This window comes from Oceanobacillus profundus, from assembly GCF_003515705.1.
In the GTDB taxonomy this organism is placed as follows: Bacteria; Bacillota; Bacilli; order Bacillales; family Amphibacillaceae; genus Oceanobacillus; species Oceanobacillus profundus.
In genome coordinates this window covers 18,733-32,334 of the sequence record NZ_QWEH01000025.1, presented here as the reverse complement: position 1 = coordinate 32,334, position 13,602 = coordinate 18,733, and the positions used below count along the sequence as shown (strand labels likewise).

Annotated in this window: 14 protein-coding genes; 4 read left to right on the top strand and 10 right to left on the bottom strand. The window is 37.2% G+C overall.

The window, feature by feature from the left end; genetic code table 11:
• Positions 1-332: 332 nt before the first annotated feature.
• The 5 genes from parC to D1B32_RS22025 form a co-directional block, all read right to left on the bottom strand.
• Positions 333-2,783, bottom strand: a complete 2,451-nt coding sequence (gene parC, locus D1B32_RS22045; protein ID WP_095308844.1) for a DNA topoisomerase IV subunit A — start codon at positions 2,781-2,783, stop codon at positions 333-335.
• A 243-nt stretch (positions 2,784-3,026) separates the two neighbouring features.
• Positions 3,027-4,982 (bottom strand): DNA topoisomerase IV subunit B, encoded by a 1,956-nt coding sequence (gene parE, locus D1B32_RS22040; protein WP_095308842.1) that lies wholly within the window; start codon positions 4,980-4,982, stop codon positions 3,027-3,029.
• A gap of 405 nt (positions 4,983-5,387) precedes the next feature.
• Positions 5,388-5,807 carry a CoA-binding protein gene (locus D1B32_RS22035; protein WP_095308840.1) on the bottom strand — a complete coding sequence of 140 codons (420 nt, stop codon included), beginning with the start codon at positions 5,805-5,807 and terminating at the stop codon, positions 5,388-5,390.
• 13 nt (positions 5,808-5,820) lie between these two features.
• Positions 5,821-7,347 (bottom strand): ABC transporter permease/substrate-binding protein, encoded by a 1,527-nt coding sequence (locus D1B32_RS22030; RefSeq protein ID WP_118890417.1) that lies wholly within the window; start codon positions 7,345-7,347, stop codon positions 5,821-5,823.
• Positions 7,340-8,410 carry an ABC transporter ATP-binding protein gene (locus D1B32_RS22025; protein WP_095308836.1) on the bottom strand — a complete coding sequence of 357 codons (1,071 nt, stop codon included), beginning with the start codon at positions 8,408-8,410 and terminating at the stop codon, positions 7,340-7,342. The genes D1B32_RS22030 and D1B32_RS22025 overlap by 8 nt, the downstream gene beginning before the upstream one ends.
• Before the next feature lie 202 nt (positions 8,411-8,612).
• On the opposite strand from D1B32_RS22025, the gene plsY reads away from it, so the two are divergent.
• The 4 genes from plsY to D1B32_RS22005 all read left to right on the top strand — a co-directional run bounded on the left by plsY (position 8,613) and on the right by D1B32_RS22005 (position 10,850).
• Entirely contained in the window at positions 8,613-9,194 is a 582-nt protein-coding gene (gene plsY / locus D1B32_RS22020; protein ID WP_095308834.1) for a glycerol-3-phosphate 1-O-acyltransferase PlsY, read from the top strand.
• 94 nt (positions 9,195-9,288) lie between these two features.
• Positions 9,289-10,224 (top strand): GTP cyclohydrolase FolE2, encoded by a 936-nt coding sequence (gene folE2 / locus D1B32_RS22015; RefSeq protein ID WP_095308832.1) that lies wholly within the window; start codon positions 9,289-9,291, stop codon positions 10,222-10,224.
• Positions 10,225-10,229: 5 nt separating this feature from the next.
• Entirely contained in the window at positions 10,230-10,451 is a 222-nt protein-coding gene (gene yidD / locus D1B32_RS22010) for a membrane protein insertion efficiency factor YidD (protein WP_095308830.1), read from the top strand.
• Positions 10,452-10,562: 111 nt separating this feature from the next.
• Positions 10,563-10,850, top strand: a complete 288-nt coding sequence (locus D1B32_RS22005) for a HesB/YadR/YfhF family protein (RefSeq protein ID WP_095308828.1) — start codon at positions 10,563-10,565, stop codon at positions 10,848-10,850.
• Between the two features lie 81 nt (positions 10,851-10,931).
• Here the strand turns inward: D1B32_RS22005 and D1B32_RS22000 are convergent, their stop codons facing one another.
• The 5 genes from D1B32_RS22000 to D1B32_RS21980 form a co-directional block, all read right to left on the bottom strand.
• Complete coding sequence (locus tag D1B32_RS22000; RefSeq protein WP_095308826.1) at positions 10,932-11,231, bottom strand: hypothetical protein; 300 nt, start codon at positions 11,229-11,231, stop codon at positions 10,932-10,934.
• Positions 11,231-11,656, bottom strand: coding sequence for an acyl-CoA thioesterase (locus tag D1B32_RS21995; RefSeq protein WP_095308824.1), 426 nt, complete (start codon positions 11,654-11,656; stop codon positions 11,231-11,233). The genes D1B32_RS22000 and D1B32_RS21995 overlap by 1 nt, the downstream gene beginning before the upstream one ends.
• Before the next feature lie 301 nt (positions 11,657-11,957).
• Complete coding sequence (gene tlp / locus D1B32_RS21990) at positions 11,958-12,182, bottom strand: small acid-soluble spore protein Tlp (RefSeq protein WP_095308822.1); 225 nt, start codon at positions 12,180-12,182, stop codon at positions 11,958-11,960.
• Positions 12,183-12,283: 101 nt separating this feature from the next.
• Positions 12,284-12,373: a hypothetical protein gene (locus D1B32_RS24640; protein ID WP_240033873.1), complete on the bottom strand. Its 90-nt coding sequence runs from the start codon at positions 12,371-12,373 to the stop codon at positions 12,284-12,286.
• A gap of 130 nt (positions 12,374-12,503) precedes the next feature.
• Positions 12,504-13,115, bottom strand: coding sequence for a peroxiredoxin family protein (locus tag D1B32_RS21980; RefSeq protein ID WP_118890416.1), 612 nt, complete (start codon positions 13,113-13,115; stop codon positions 12,504-12,506).
• Positions 13,116-13,602 lie beyond the last annotated feature (487 nt).

Genomic DNA, 13,602 nt, shown 5'->3' with positions numbered 1-13,602 from the left:
TTCATAGTAATAGCTCCTCTCGTATTATAGCTCTGATTTGGGTTTCCTTTGTTTAATACACTATACCCAAATTAACCTACGTTTTTACGAGTAGGGGCTAGTTTCGTTCATAATAACTCCTGTGGGAAGAAGAGCAATCGGTGAGACTACGCAGTGCGACAGCACAAGGAGGCTCACCAGCTCTCCTTTGGATGCGCGAAGTATATTTCCGGAGCGGGGAGACGCACAATCCATTTAAATACACTAATCCACAGTTTATATATTTTCAGTACTAGAAATAATAATGTTAAACAACATTAAATAGGGGCAGCTTAAAAGCTACCCCTGAAATTTTATTCTATTTCATCAAATGGTTTTTGATAAACCGCTTCTTTCCACACTTCAGTTACTTCACCTTCGTTATCCGAATCGATAACAAAGGATCCATTACTAGATCGATCGCTTGCAGATAACTCAAGCGGGAATAAGTTGTGCAGACTGCCATTACTTGTTTCAAAACATATTGTATCATTTTCATTTATTGCGAAAAACCCTTTGATTCGATGTGGCTTACTTTTTAATTCTCTTAACATGGTTAACCCACGCTTAGCACGAGTTGATTTTTCAAATTCCCTCATTCTCATTCGTTTACAAGCTCCGCGCTGTGTAATAATAACAATTGAAGGGTTAGTTAGTTCATTAAATACCTGTCCATTAACAATGAATTCCTCATCTTTAAGCATCATTGCTTTTACGCCAGCAGCTCTCTGTCCAACTACTGAGATTTCCGATTCATGGTACCATAATCCATACCCTTTATTCGAAACAAGGAACACATCCATATTTCCGTCTGTTTGACAAACATTAACTACCTCATCACCATTTTTCAGATTTAATGCGATAAGTGCTTTCGATTTCCGCTGCGCATCATAAAGACTGAATTCGCTTCGTTTTACCATACCGTTTTTTGTAAAGAACAGCAGGTAATTCATTGACTCATTAAAATCGCGTACTGGAATACATTGAATGAGTCGTTCATCCTTGTCAAGCTGGGCAATATTTGATACATGCTGTCCAGTGTCTTTCCAACGAATGTCTGGAAGCTCGTGAACTGGAGTGATCAAATATTTCCCTTTATTCGTAAATAGAAGCACTTTGTCAGTCGTATTTACTTCTAGTAAACTAATCGGATAATCATGTTCCTTCAAGGCCAAATCTTCGCCATTTGAAGCACTATACGATCGCAAACTTGTGCGTTTAATATATCCGTCTTTCGTTACTGAAACAAGTACATCCTCACTTGCAACAGTTACTTCAATATTGATTTTCAGCTCTTCAATTTCTGCTTCAATCATCGTACGTCGACCTTCAGCAAATGTCTTTTTGATTTGTTTCAAATCTTTTTTGATTGTTTGAAGTAGCTTCTTTTCACTATTAAGAATACCCTCTAATTGTTCAATTCTTTTTAGTAATTCGGCAGCTTCACTTTGTAGTTGTGTAATATCCGTATTTGTCAGCCTGTATAATTGTAGTGTAACAATTGCCTCTGCTTGCGCTTCTGTAAAACCGTATGCTTCCATAATTTGTTTCTTCGCATCAGATTTATCTTTTGAAGCACGGATTGTCGCAATTAATTCATCTAGAATAGAGATTGCCTTTATCAGGCCTTCTACGATATGGGCACGATCTCTGGCTTTTTTTAAATCAAATTTGGTTTGTCTTGTAACTACATCTTTCTGATGCCCAATATACGCATCTAGCATTTGAGGTAATGACAATAGTTTCGGAGTTTTGTCCTGAATGGCAACCATATTAAAATGATAGGTCACTTGCAAATCCGTATTTTTATAAAAATAATTCAAAATGCCTTCACTATCTGCATCTCGTTTCAATTCAATAACAACACGTAAACCAGTACGATCTGTCTCATCTCGTACTTCTGCAATACCTTCTACTTTACGATCGATTCGCAGCTCGTCCATCTTCTTAACCATATTGGCCTTATTGACCTCATACGGTATGTCCGTAATGACTATTTGTTCTCGATTACCTCGAACAGCTTCAATCTCTGCCCTTCCACGAATAATAATTTTACCGCGACCTGTTTCATATGCCTTTCGGATACCATCAATACCTTGAATAATTCCTCCGGTTGGAAAATCAGGACCTTTCATTACTTGCATCAATTCCTGAACAGTAACTTCTGGATTATCCATACGCATAATAACAGCATCAATTACCTCTGCTAAATTATGCGGGGGAATATCCGTTGCATAACCTGCAGAGATACCTGTCGAGCCATTCACAAGCAGGTTAGGAAATTTCGCTGGTAGAACAACTGGTTCAGAACTCGTTTCATCAAAGTTTGGGATAAATTCAACAGTTTCCTTGTCAATATCACGTAAAAGCTCTGAAGAGATACTGGATAACCTAGCTTCTGTATAACGCATAGCTGCCGGTGGATCTCCATCAATACTTCCGTTATTCCCATGCATTTCAATCAAAACATTTCTTACTTTCCAATCTTGACTTAAACGAACCATTGCCTCGTAGACTGAAGAATCACCATGTGGATGATAGTTACCAATAACGACACCCACCGTTTTAGCTGATTTCCGGAAATGCTTATCATGTGTATTCTTCTCTTCATGCATCGCATAAAGTATTCTTCGCTGTACTGGCTTTAGCCCATCCCTTGCATCTGGCAAAGCCCTGTCTTGAATAATATATTTACTGTATCGTCCAAATCTGTCACCAATTACTTCTTCTAATGGAAGATCTAAAAACTTTTCTGTTTGTGACAAATCAATCCCCCCTTACTTGTTTCCATCTATATTCTTGTTTTGGGATCGCTTTATAAAGTGAAACTTTAATTCAGTGGGAGTTTCACTTTCTCTCCCACTAATGTCAGCACCACTAGGGAGAACCGCAGGCCCTTGAAAAGAATCAGGAACTTACGGAATGTTTACCCCATCATCACATTTTTACTTCTCTCCATTTTAGCGTGGGGTATTACAACCCATTAATACGTAATAAATTCGATATACTTAATGTTCGGAATGTATCCTTTCATTTTCTAAAATGTTAGTATCCTCTTCCAAACCAAATTTAACATGTCCCTCTATCCATTTCCTTCTTGGCTCTACTTTATCCCCCATTAATGTTGTTACACGACGCTCTGCTCTTGCAATATCTTCAATGGTTACCCGGATTAATGTTCTTGTTTCTGGATTCATTGTCGTTTCCCAAAGTTGGTCAGCGTTCATTTCACCAAGACCTTTATAACGCTGAATCGTGTATCCATTTTTAAACACTTTAAGAGCTTCTTTCATTTCAGCCTCATCCCAAGCATAGACAATTTTTTCACTTTTTCCTTTACCCTTAGAGATTTTAAATAGAGGCGGCAGTGCGATAAATACTTTTCCTGCTTCTACAAGGGAACGCATATAACGATAAAAGAACGTTAATAAAAGTACTTGAATATGAGCACCATCTGTATCCGCATCCGTCATAATAATAATTTTATCGTATTGCACATCATCCAAGTCAAAGTCCCCGCCAACTCCAGCTCCAATTGTATGGATAATAGTTGAAATCTCTTCATTCTTAAACACGTCTTGCAGCTTAGCTTTTTCTGTATTAATTACTTTTCCGCGCAAAGGTAAAACAGCCTGGAATTTTCTATCTCTCCCCTGTTTAGCAGAACCCCCTGCTGAATCACCCTCAACAAGGTAGAGTTCATTTCTTTGTGGATTTTTCGATTGTGCCGGTGTGAGCTTTCCACTAAGAATCGTATCTTTTCTTTTACGTTTTTTACCTGACCTTGCATCCTCACGTGCTTTACGAGCTGCTTCGCGGGCTTCTTTCGCCTTTATTGCTTTCTTAACGAGCATGCCAGATACATCTGGGTTTTCTTCTAGAAAATAATTTAGATTTTCAGATACGACTGCATCAACAACAGATCGAGCTTCAATAGTGCCTAATTTGCCTTTCGTTTGCCCTTCAAATTGAAGCTTATCCTCAGGCACTCGAACAGAAATAATTGCAGTAAGTCCTTCTCGTATATCTGTACCTTCTAGATTTTTATCCTTCTCTTTTAATGTACCTATTCTTCTAGCATATTCATTGAATGTTCTCGTAATGGCACTTCGCGCACCAGATTCGTGTGTTCCACCATCTCTTGTACGAACATGGTTAACGAAAGAAAGCATGCTCTCTGCATAACCATCATTAAATTGAAACGCAAACTCGACCTCTAACCCATGCTGTTCCCCTTCAAAAGATACAACTGGATGTAATGTATCCTTCTCTTCATTTACATAGTCGACAAAGGAAACGAGGCCATCTGGAAACTCATATAATTCCTTTTCATTATTTCGCTCATCAATAAGTTCTATTTTTAAACCTTTTAATAAAAATGCAGACTCACGCAAACGTTCCGAAATGGTCTCAAAATCATAATCTGTTGTACTAAAAATCGTCGGGTCTGGCTTAAAATGAATAGTAGTTCCTTTCTTCCTTGTTGGACCTCTTTTTTCAAGCGAGCTAACTGGTTTTCCACCAGCCTCAAAACGCTGATAATATATAAACCCGTCCCGATGTATTGTTACGTCCAACCATTCGGATAATGCGTTTACTACGGATGATCCTACACCATGTAATCCACCACTTGTTTTATATCCACCTTGTCCAAACTTTCCACCTGCATGGAGAACCGTAAAAATAACCTCGGTTGTCGGTTTGCCAGTGCTATGCATTCCGGTGGGTATACCGCGTCCACTGTCCTGAACAGAAATACTATTATCTTTATGTATCGTTACTTTAATTTCATTTCCATAGCCTGCTAAAGCTTCATCAACAGCATTATCCACAATTTCAAAAACAAGGTGGTGCAGCCCACGGCTGTCTGTACTTCCTATATACATTCCTGGTCTTTTTCTAACAGCGTCAAGACCCTCTAGAACTTGGATGGAATCATCCGAATATTGGAATTCATTATTCAATCAATCCACTACTCCTTTCAAAAACAAAAACAATCCACTTTCTTTATAATAGAACAATTGTTCGTAATTGTAAATTAATCATTTTTTTATAAGACACCTTCTATTCAATCATCATATCGCAGAATATGCTAATAAGTATACTACAATTGCCATTTTAATGCATAAAACAGCTAAAAAACATTATATACGTGCTATATATTCCCTACGTAATTTTAAATCGTGTGAAATTGTAAACATACTAAATTTGGAAGAAAAAGTAAATATATCCCCCGTACTTGCATTGTTTTTTTCTTAGTTATAATCGCATTTGAAACCCTGTGGACGAATGTTTATTTGCTTAATTGCCAATAAAAAGGATGACATAAGTTCGTCATCCTTTTCAAGCATTTTTTAAATTGTTGACCATTATTTTTTAACAAGCACAGCATGCACCACTTTAATGCAAAGATCCATAATTACGGTAAAATCTCTTTCTTTTAGGTAATGATAGGCTTCTTCATTGACAATTCCTTGCTGGGCCCAAAAAATACGACAATCAGACTCTGCTGCTTCTTTCGCAATTTCTGGTAAATACTCTGGTCTTCTAAAAATGTTTATAATATCAATCTTGTCTGGAATAGCCGTTAGCGAAGAATATGCCTTCTCACCAAGCACCTCTTCCACTGTCGGATTAACAGGAATAATTCGATATCCGACCTCCTGCATAATTTTTGCAATTTGATAGGCTGTTTTATCTTGATTATTAGATAGTCCTACTACTGCAATCGTTTTTGCTGATTCTAATATTTCTTTTAATTCATCATTTGCTGGATTTTCCCAAGCCACCTGAACACCCTCCTTAATTTGTTATCAAACCTTCTCGTATTAAGTATTCCCTTGCAACTTCTTCTGGCGATTCATCTTCATAATCCACTTGATAATTCATTTCACGCATTTCATCATCCGTTATTTTTCCAGCGAGCTGATTTAAAATATCTCGTAGTTCCGGGTATTCCTCTAATGTATCCTCACGCAATAGAGGAGCACCTTGATATGGTGGAAATAGATTCTCTGGATCGGATAATGTTACTAAATCCAATTCTACCATATAACTATCCGTGGCATAAGCATCAATGATGTCAACCTCACCGTTTGATAGCGCAGATTCTCTTATTCCTGGTTCCATTGTTTTTACGTCTGCGATTTGAAGATTATATAAGTCTTGCATTCCCACGTATCCATCATAACGATCGTTAAATTCTAATGTAAACCCAGCAGTAATCTCATTCTCAATTTGTTTTAAATCACCAATTTCTTCAAGATCGTATCTTTCCGCCAATTCTTTTGTCGTTGCTACGGTGTACGTATTATTATATTCCATTGGCATAAGCAATTCCATGCCAAATTCCTCTTTCAACCCTTGTTTTGCCTGTTCATAAACTTCCATAGCATCATTGCTTGCTGCTTGGTCTTCTAAGTGTGTTACGATAGCAGTTCCAGTAAATTCTGGGAAAATATCAATACTCCCCTCTTGCAGTGCACTAAAAACAAAGGCAGTTTTCCCGAGATTTGGCTCCAATCCAACTTCAAGGTCTGTGTCTTCTTCAATTAGCAATTTGTACATATTCATAAGTATAGCCGGTTCAGATCCCAATTTTCCACCAATAACAAGATCATCCTGTTTAGTTCCATTAAAAATAAGTGGCGTGACGACGATTAGAACTACAAGTACAAGCATAGCTATAAAAGATTTTAAACCTGCTTTTTTTGAAAAACGTTCAAAAATACGCAATATCATATCCAATATAATTGCAAGCAATGCTGCAGGTATCGCTCCAAGTAATATTAGATGAATATCTGCACCACGATCTAATCCTAGTAAAATAATTTCACCTAATCCTCCAGCACCAATTAAAGCAGCAATTGTTGTTGTACCCACGATTAAGACCATAGACGTTCGGATCCCAGCCATAATTACTGGCATGGCAATTGGTAATTCAATTTTAGTTAAACGTCGGAAGGAATTCATTCCCATTCCAGTAGCAGCTTCTTTTAGCGCAGGATTTACTTCTTTAATACCGGTATATGTATTTCTTAGAATTGGTAATAAAGCATAAAGAATTAATGCAATAATTGCAGGTGTAGTACCTATCCCAAAGAACGGAATAAGAAATGCCAGTACAGCAAGACTCGGTATTGTCTGCAAAACAGCTGAAATGCCAATTACGGGCTCTGCTGCTTTAGGATACCTAGTCAAAAGCAATCCTAGTGGAACTGCAATAACAATTGCAATAATTAATGAGACCAAGGAGATCTGCAGATGTTCCATAGTCGTTTGCCAAAGCATATCTTGTCGTTGCTTGAAAACAGCAATAAAATTATCCAATATGTGTCACCCCATTTTCTGTATCTGTTTTACTTTTTAGGAATGAAACAATTTGTGGATAAGTTAAAATGCCAACAACTTGTTGTCTATTCAAAACAGGGAACAGTGTCTGATCACTTTCCTGAAGTAACTCAACAGCTTGATACAATGGCATATCGTGTTGAATCGTCTTTCCATGAAACACACTGCCATTTCTAACCATATCTACATAATGACTATTTTCATCGATTACGATATAGGTTCCCTGACGTGGAAAAGTCTGTGACTCGTAAATGGATTTCGTTATAATTGCATCCATCTGTTGATCTGCAATCCCCCCAACTTCTGTTTGCCATGGGGATTTTTTATTTCCGAGAAAATCTTTAACAAAATTATTAGCTGGGTTTAAAACTAATTGTTCCGCTTTGTCTACCTGAACCATTTTACCGTCCTTCATTAAACAAATACGATCACCTAACTTCAATGCTTCATCCATGTCATGGGTTACAAATACAATTGTCTTCTTAATTTCCTTCTGTAATTTCTGAATATCGTTTTGTAGTTGTTCTCTACTGATCGGATCCAGAGCACTAAATGGTTCGTCCATTAATATAATATCTGGATCAGCAGCGAGTGCACGAATGACACCAATCCGTTGCTGCTGTCCTCCAGAAAGTTCTCCCGGCATACGATTCCCGAATGTCGATGGATCTAAACCAACCATATCAAGAAGATCATGGCTTCGACTTACAATTTCTTGCTTTTTCCATTTTTTCATTTCAGGAACTACTGCAATATTTTCAGCAATTGACATATGGGGGAATAATGCAATTTGCTGAAGAACATAACCAATATTCCATCTTAATTCGTGTATGTTATAATCTGTAATAGCTTTACCATTTATGTATATTGATCCTGATGTGGGATCAATTAATCGATTAATCATTTTCATCGTTGTTGTCTTTCCACATCCGCTGGGTCCAATTAATGTCAGCAGTTCCCCCTCTTTAATTTCTAGCGAAAAATCTTTAATTGCTTCCGTTCCATCTGGATATACTTTATGTACATTTTTAAATTCGATCATGGCTTTGCTCCTCGTTATTCAAAGTCTACTTTTAGGGTAATACCCTCTTTTCTTTTTTATAAACATTTTAATTCTTAAATCGTTATCGTATAATAGTTCATATTTTAGGTTCTTTATCTTTACGGTTCATGCTAAAATAAACGATAGTACATCACATCAATCAAAAAAATCATTTAATTTAATAATGAAAGTAGGAAAAAATATGGAATATATCGTATTTGCTATTATTGCTTATTTATTAGGCTCTATACCATCAGCACTGCTAGTAGGTAAAATTGGTTACAAAATGGATATTCGGGAACATGGAAGTGGTAACCTTGGAGCTACCAATACATTTCGCGTCCTCGGTATAAAAGCAGGAATTATTGTAACATTAGCAGATATTTTAAAAGGAACAGCAGCAACACTAGTCCCATTATTATTTGATGTGGAGATTTATCGACTTGCAATTGGAGTTTTCGCAGTTATTGGACATATGTACCCTTTATTTGCACGATTTAAAGGTGGGAAAGCTGTTGCGACTTCTGGTGGCATTATTTTAGGTATATATCCATTGTTATTTTTAATCATGATTGTCACTTTTATCTCATCCTTATATCTTTCTAAATATGTATCATTATCATCCATGGTTACTGGAGTGATTAGTGTTTTTGTATCAATCTTCTTTAAAGACATCGGATTGATTATTGTCGTTGCCTTACTAACAGCTTTTGTTTTCTACAGGCATTTGGAAAATATCAAACGTATTCGCAATGGAACGGAACCTAAAATAAAATGGATGTAATACAATAATCACCATTCCAATCCAATAAATTGAATAATAAATATCCATTCAGTATACTTATCATTACTTGAGAATTTGAAAGGGGACTTATATATTGCAACACACCAAAATATTCCCGCTAAAGCAATTACCGACGAAAGAACAACGTCATAAATTATTTGGTTCTGTCCAACCAGCAGAAAGAACAAAACCTGTTGAAAAGAGTAAAATGGCAGACCTGCAAAATACAAAGAAAGACTTTCTTTTTGATCTGAATGTAGTCGGGATTTCCAATGTAAAATACCCAATTACAATTGAAAGTAACATGAACCCTGGCTTTCAAACAAGTATAGGTACATTCAAATTTTCGTCCAGTTTAGCTAATACGAGTAAAGGGACGAATATGAGCCGGTTTATGGAACAATTAAATCAATACCATGAGCAAGGATTCAACATCACATTAGCTAATTTAAAATCTTTTGCAAAAGAATTGGCTGAACGCCTTGAGCAAAAGGATGCAACCATCGAAGTGGACTTCCCTTGGTTTTACGAACGAAAAGGTCCAAGCTCCAATCTTGCAGGGTTAAATCATGCAAATGCTTCAATTCGCGTAACCTACAAGCAAGCGAAAGGAACATCTGTGAATGTAGCTTTATCTGCTTTGATTACAACACTATGCCCTTGCTCAAAAGAGATTAGTGAGTATAGCGCGCATAATCAGCGTGGCGAAGTAGCAATGGATATCACCCTTTCTGATGACTTTGATGAAAACAAAACAGATTGGAAGGAAACACTCTTACAAGCAGCGGAAAGTAATGCAAGTGCTAGAATTCATCCTGTACTTAAACGACCAGATGAGAAAATGGTAACAGAGCAAGCATATGAAAACCCTCGATTCGTCGAAGATATAGTTCGTTTAGTTGCAGCCGATTTATACGAGTTGCCTTTTGTCACAAAATTCAATGTCTCTTGTAGAAATGAGGAATCGATTCATCTACATGATGCAATTGCATCCATTACCTTTGATAAGCAAAACGCTGAAATCGAGTAGCAGCGATGAAATATTTATTTATCGGGCTTATAAAATTTTACCGAGCTGCAATCAGTCCTTTTACCCCTTCAACATGTAGGTTCTATCCTACGTGTTCTGAATACGGACTTGAAGCATTTAAGCGTTTTGGCGCAATAAAAGGATCATATTTAACGATAAAAAGAATTAGCAAATGTCACCCATTTCATCCTGGTGGAGTTGACTATGTACCAGAGAAAAAGGAATAGTAAGCTTGGCATCCACCAAACTAGTTACCTATGCAGATAAAAAAGTTTTTTGTACTTTGTTATCTGCCAAGAAAAACAAATAGTATTTACTAACAAAGGGAGTTGTCTTTATTGAACCTAACAGTCAGCACGGAAGCCGCAAAATGGTATAAAGAAGAATTGGATATTGAAGACACAGCTCAATTACGTTTTTTCGTTCGATATGGAGGGGTCGGCGGTAAGATTCCTGGATTTTCCCTTGGAGTCAAACTAGATAAACCCAAAGCAATTTATGCATCCACAGAAGTGGAGAATATTACGCTTTATATCGAAGAGGCTGATGCGTGGTATTTTGAGAACAGCGATTTGGCAGTGCGTTTAGATAAAAAACGGAATGAACCGATTATAGAGTATGTATAATTATAAAGACGATGATCATGATATTGTAGCTCTGATCATCGTCTTTTTATTCACTAAAAATATGCTGGTTTCTTTAAATGCTTACAATTTAAAACGTTCTATTTGTTCCCATTGATTTTCTTTTTCCAGTATTTCAAGCTGGCGCTCACCAAACAAATCAAAATGCGGGTATGTCTCATCCTGATGAACCCATTCTTCTCGAAGTCCATAGGCTCTGCCCCAGGCTGCCAATTTTCCCAAGTCACTGCATCCCACTTTTGTTACCGTATTGCAGCCAGGAAAACGTTCATCTATCCAATAATGTGTCAGAAAAGCTACTTCCCCATTTGCCACATTATCCTTCCAAGCAAGTAATTCACTTCTTTTAATTCCAAATGCCATTATTGTTCACCCTTAATTTGCTCTGAATACGCAAGATGCCATTCTGGAAAAGCCCTTCTTAACGACATCGGCCGAAATGTATCCTTCTTCACAACCGCATGCTTTGTAAATCCACTTACAGCAATATCACCGGCAGAATCCAGAATGTAATAACCATATACCGTTCGCAGCCCATCATAATCCTCCAACCATGTTTCCACATAGGCATCCTCACCATAACGAATGGGCTTCTTAAACGTAATTTGCGCATCGAGTACTGGAGCTACAGCATTATCTTTTTCCATCGCAGCATAACTAAGTCCAAGTGCTTCAATATATTTGGTTCTCCCTATTTCAAACCACACTAAATAATTCGCATGGTAGACAACTCCCATTTGGTCTGTCTCTTGATACCTTACTTCCAACGGTGTTCGTACTTTCTTCATTCCATTTCACTTCCCCTTAATTTTCTCACTTGCTTAATCGTATCATAAAAATGAGAAAAAGTGATTTGTAAAGCGTGCTCAAAAAGGAGAATAAAAGAACCGTGGTCGGATAAGTTTGCAATGTCCTTTTGCGATGCCGACACTAGCACGTCCTATGCGTCGAAGTTCGAAGCGGCATAGTTTTGACTACCAGTGTTACACAGGATGTGTATATTTTTCCCGGAATTTTTGGTCAACCTCTTATAGTGATTAAAAAGCGAAACAGCCTCAAACACAAATAGTTTGAGACTGTTTCATTCCGTTATTGATTGGATTCATCCTTTATCTCTTCACGGAAACCTTCTATTGCTTCTTCTCTTCGCTGATTCTTTGCAATGATTTGTTCTTTTTCTTCACCAGAACTGAACTGCATTGTTTCATGTGCTGCTTCTAAATTTTCAATCGTATTTTGCACCATATTTTGGATTTTTTCTGCATTGTCACTGCGATCATCAGGTTTAGCTTGTTGATTATGCTTGTCTGTCATGCTGATTCTCCTTTCTCAATTACACAGGCTTATTCTTTCAATAAAATATAATACTATACAAAAAAATGCTACTTCCTTTCACGATAGGAAGTAGCATCTTTTCAGTTTTCATTTACTTTCTTTACAGTCTGATGCATCCTCATGTCCAAATTATTTTCAATTTGCTCCATAAGTTTTCTGTCTTCTAAAATCTGTCTTCGATTTTCTGCAACAAGTTCATCAAAACGTAGCTTCTTTTTAAGAGAAATGGTAATCCACCCCTTTTATATACGTACTACTAAGAAGTATTACCATTTCTACAAAATTTTATAATTAATTGAATTAATTTAAAGCATTAACCATCTCTGTCATATAGTCATACTCCAATGGTCCAGCTACCCGTGGCTGTTGTACAATTCCATCAGTTCCAATAAAATAAGTTGTAGGAACAACAATAACACCATACTCTTTTGCAATATCTCCATCACGATCTAATGGTATTGGGTAGGTAAAACCATACTCATCAATAAAATTTCGAGCGGCTTGCTCACTTGTATCTTTATCTGTTAGATTAACAGCAACCACAACGACTTCATCTTGATTCTCTTCATAGTATTGCTGCATTCCAGGCATTTCTTCTCGACATGGTGGACACCATGTCGCCCAAAAATTCAATATCACTTTTTTCCCTTGCAAGTCCGATAACTTGAATTGCTCTCCATCTAATGTTTCCAGTTCAAAGTCCGGTGCAAGCTTACCTTGTTCAATCCCTACACTTTCAGCAGGAGCAATCGCCCCTCCCTTAACATTTGTATCACCAGTAACATCATATAGATACGTATCTGAATCCTCAGTTTCGTTCGTTTTGTTTTCATTTCTATGATCAATAAAATTACCAATAACGATACCAATTAATACTAACAGCATTGTTAATCCAAAAATTTTCTTAAACAAGTTGATCCTCCTCTATCAGGCCAATAGTTAAACAAGACACTCTCTTCAATCGTATGTATATATCGATGTTTTGTAAAGGTAATTGGATTATTGTTCTTAAAAAATTCATGAATGAAAAACATTTGAAAGAAAATGCGGAGTAACTTCCCAGCTGTTTTCTTCAAGTATGTGCAATAATCGCCGTCCGGGCATCTTAGGGACGGCTTCCTCTATGGAAGAAACCAACTTCCTACGGGTTTCAGACACGTGCTGTTCCCGCAGGACAAGGAATGCTTCGTCAGCTTTTACATCGCACGAATAAAATTGCTTTGTATTTTTGAGGAGTCACCTCCAAACGCTCACTCAAACTGGTTTAAGCAATAATTTTGTTTCGGTAAATTATGTTAGAATTAGCTGATGAGCCAATTCTAGCGGAGGAAACACACGTAGACTTCTGCGGGGTACGTGGCCAGAGTGAGACGCTAAAGAACGTCGGGTCAGCCGAAAA

What these genes read in the sequence shown, in the direction of transcription:
- D1B32_RS21995 (WP_095308824.1), bottom strand. Translation starts at nt 11,656, where the DNA reads ATGAAGAAAGTACGAACACCGTTGGAAGTAAGGTATCAAGAGACAGAC.
- D1B32_RS22000 (WP_095308826.1), bottom strand. Translation starts at nt 11,231, where the DNA reads ATGGCATTTGGAATTAAAAGAAGTGAATTACTTGCTTGGAAGGATAAT.
- yidD (WP_095308830.1), top strand. Translation starts at nt 10,230, where the DNA reads ATGAAATATTTATTTATCGGGCTTATAAAATTTTACCGAGCTGCAATC.
- D1B32_RS22025 (WP_095308836.1), bottom strand. Translation starts at nt 8,410, where the DNA reads ATGATCGAATTTAAAAATGTACATAAAGTATATCCAGATGGAACGGAA.
- tlp (WP_095308822.1), bottom strand. Translation starts at nt 12,182, where the DNA reads ATGACAGACAAGCATAATCAACAAGCTAAACCTGATGATCGCAGTGAC.
- plsY (WP_095308834.1), top strand. Translation starts at nt 8,613, where the DNA reads ATGGAATATATCGTATTTGCTATTATTGCTTATTTATTAGGCTCTATA.